3 protein-coding genes and 1 pseudogene are annotated in these 2973 nt (G+C 56.3%); all 4 read left to right on the top strand.

The annotated features are described in order from the left end of the window. The first annotated feature begins 440 nt into the window (after positions 1-440). Positions 441-761, top strand: coding sequence for a lipopolysaccharide assembly protein LapB (locus Q0239_RS05195; protein WP_211400698.1), 321 nt, complete (start codon positions 441-443; stop codon positions 759-761). A 268-nt stretch (positions 762-1029) separates the two neighbouring features. After that, entirely contained in the window at positions 1030-1239 is a 210-nt protein-coding gene (locus Q0239_RS05190; RefSeq protein WP_298599431.1) for a hypothetical protein, read from the top strand. 171 nt (positions 1240-1410) lie between these two features. After that, entirely contained in the window at positions 1411-2379 is a 969-nt protein-coding gene (locus tag Q0239_RS05185; RefSeq protein ID WP_298599428.1) for a LysR family transcriptional regulator, read from the top strand. Positions 2380-2496: 117 nt separating this feature from the next. Next, positions 2497-2973 (top strand): annotated as a pseudogene (locus Q0239_RS05180) (P-type conjugative transfer ATPase TrbB); the annotation flags it as partial.

Genomic DNA, 2973 nt, shown 5'->3' with positions numbered 1-2973 from the left:
CCGACAGCAAACAATGGGAAGCGAAGCCGGGCACCGAGGCCTGGAAGAATATGTTTGGAAAGAACTGAAGTTCGTAACAATCAAAAGGGAGCGTCGACTCAAATGGCTAACTGGGTAAAGGCCGCTCTTACGAAAGATGGGTCGGATGATAGCATTCAGCAGCTCAATATCGACGGATGTAAAGTTGCGCTCTAGCGGGATGCCTATCCATGGCAGAAGTATCCCCAGGCTGAGTCTATCAACGCATTCGCGCGGGTATCGGTGCGGCAATGAGCCAAGATCCGACCAAAAGCGAGCGTTGAAGCGAAGCGGCTCGCTGGACTTCGCGAAGCGGCTGCGGCGATGAAGCTGAGTTATTGGGCCGATCAGATCGATATTCAGATCGAGGTCGTGCAAGGTCTTACAGCTTTTGCTGAAGGCGAGCGCGATGAGGGTATTACATGCTGGGCCACGCGGCGGATCGCGAAGATGCGAGTGCTAAAAGTGTCGTCACGCCAGGACCAATTGTTCCGGCGCGAGAGATATTGGCGATGATACTTGAGCGTGACGGTAAACCGGCTGACGCTCTCGCTGAATTCGAAAAAGTGCTTCAGCACCAACCTAATCGATACCGCGCGATCGCGGGAGCGGCAGAATGTGCCAAGCGAGCAAGCAATGAGCAGAAAGCAGTCTTCTACTCGAAGCAACTGCTCGAGCTGGCCAAGCATGCGGATAGCCCACGACCTGAGATCGCTGAGGCAAAGCGCACGCTCGGGATGTAAGGCAATAGTTTCTGGTGCCGGTTTCTGGATGCCTTGGAAAAGCAAACCGAGGAGAATATCAGACGCGAACTGACAGGTTTCGAGCCCACGTCTTGGCTGATGTATCCAAAGGTGTTCAGCGACTATGCTTCGGCTCAGACGGAATATGGTCCGGTCAGGCCTGCTAACGCCAGTCTATTTCTATGGTATGAAGTCGAGGACGAGATCCTCGTCGATATCGAACGCAGCAAGATGCTTGTCATTCGCTGTCTGTCCATCGGTGACGTCGATGAGAAGGGCATGGCGCCAATGCCGGCGTCGTGTCCACGGTGGCGGTTGCGACTGGACGATCGGTCAATTCCGGAGATGTGCTGCTATCGATCTAGGTCGTGAAAATGGAGACGGTACTATACGCCGATTGCGATGGACCGTCGCCGAAGTGCTGGTGCGCGCCAGCGATCAGATCGACGCAAAGGGTCTGTTGATTGTTTACGGCTGATTTGGGCAGTTAAGTAGATGAGAGGTGTGCCCGCAAAAGTATGACTCAAATCGGAGAGATGATAGCTCGCAGACAGGATGAAGGTTGTAGGACGGAAGAACATAGGTAACACATATCTGCGGAATTGCCGAGTTATGCACGACATAGGGACGGCAGAAAGGCAGGACAGGATTGGATCTGCGTCACCTTCGCTACATTATCGCAAGCGCTCGGAATGGCAGCTTCAGCGCCGCCGCACAAGAACTCAATGTAAGGCAGCCGATCGTCAGCAAGCGCGTGAAAGAAGTGGAAGACGAGTTTGGCGTCTGTCTTTTCGACCGTTCAAAGTCAGGGGCCAGCCTCACGGCCGCTGGCGAAGCATTCGTCGTCATCGCGCAGCGCATCATTGAGGATACGGAGCGACTGGGTGAGCAGACGAAAGCGAGCGGTGCTGGACGCGTCGGCCGCATCGTCGTCGGTTTTTATATGTCATTGTCAACCGGCTCACTACGAGCAGCGTTGCACAATTTCAGAAAATGCTATCGCGAGATCGATATCGAACCATTCGAGGCGCCGTACACCGAGCTTGCAGCCGGCCTTCATGCTGGCAGGATTGACGTTGCCATTCTGTTAGGAGACCCTGGTAGATGCGACATTTTTAACTCCCTTGCGATGCGATCTGAGCTTCTTGTCGTCGCGTTGCCGAAAGACCACCCTCTCGCGGATCGGCCATTTGTCTACTGGCCGGAACTGAAAGGTGAGCGGTTCCTGGTCAGTCACCACGACCCGGGACCGGATATTCGCATTATTCTCGAACGCTATTTGGCTGCTCCGTCAGATCACCCCGAGATTCTGATGAGGTCTTTGAGTCGCGAGAGTATACTAAGCGAGGTCGGCAGCGGGGAGGGTATTAGCCTGCAATGCGAGACGGCCGCCGGACTGACCGATCTCGGCATTGTTTTCAAACCGGTGCATGATGGCAACGGCTTGACCCGTCTGGGCTACATGGCGTGTTGGAAACCGACCAACACCAATCCGGTTGTGAAGACGTTTATCGATTTCATTGACTCAAGCACTGATTCGTTCGAGTCGCATTGCCGACATTCTTCGACCGGATTTACCGCCGAACATTTCAAGTATTTTTTCGACGGCCTACGATGAGCTACGGCAAACTACGACGTTTCAGATAAATCCTGTTGCCCATCTGTAAGTTCTGCATTTCTTGATTGTCCCCATCGTCATCCGATCGTGAGTGCGGATGGCCGAAATGGGGGCACGATGTCCGGTCATCATCACAACAGCCAAAAACTGGCGCGTGGCGCACGCATGCTGCGCACCGCGCTCGGGCCGGCTATCGCCCAATACCTCGAGGACCCCGCTGTTGTCGAGGTGATGTTGAACCCCGATGGCCGGCTCTGGGTCGACCGGCTACGCGAAGGTCTTGTCGCAACCGACGATGTGCTGATCCCGTCCGATGGCGAGCGTATCGTGCGCCTGGTCGCACATCATGTTGGCGCGGAGGTGCATCCCGGCAGCCCGCGGGTTTCGGCCGAACTCCCCGAGACCGGAGAACGCTTCGAGGGCCTGTTGCCCCCGGTAGTGATGGCGCCCACTTTCGCGATCCGCAAGCCGGCGGTCGCCGTGTTCACGCTCGCCGATTACGTCGCCGCCGGCATCATGACGGCTGCGCAGGCGGACGTGCTGCGGCTCGCGGTCGAGCGGCGCAGGCTCCTCGGCCGGCGCGGCGCTCAGCGC

This window comes from uncultured Sphingorhabdus sp., from assembly GCF_937872355.1.
In the GTDB taxonomy this organism is placed as follows: Bacteria; Pseudomonadota; Alphaproteobacteria; order Sphingomonadales; family Sphingomonadaceae; genus Sphingorhabdus_B.
This window is presented reverse-complemented; position numbering and strand designations above follow the sequence as displayed.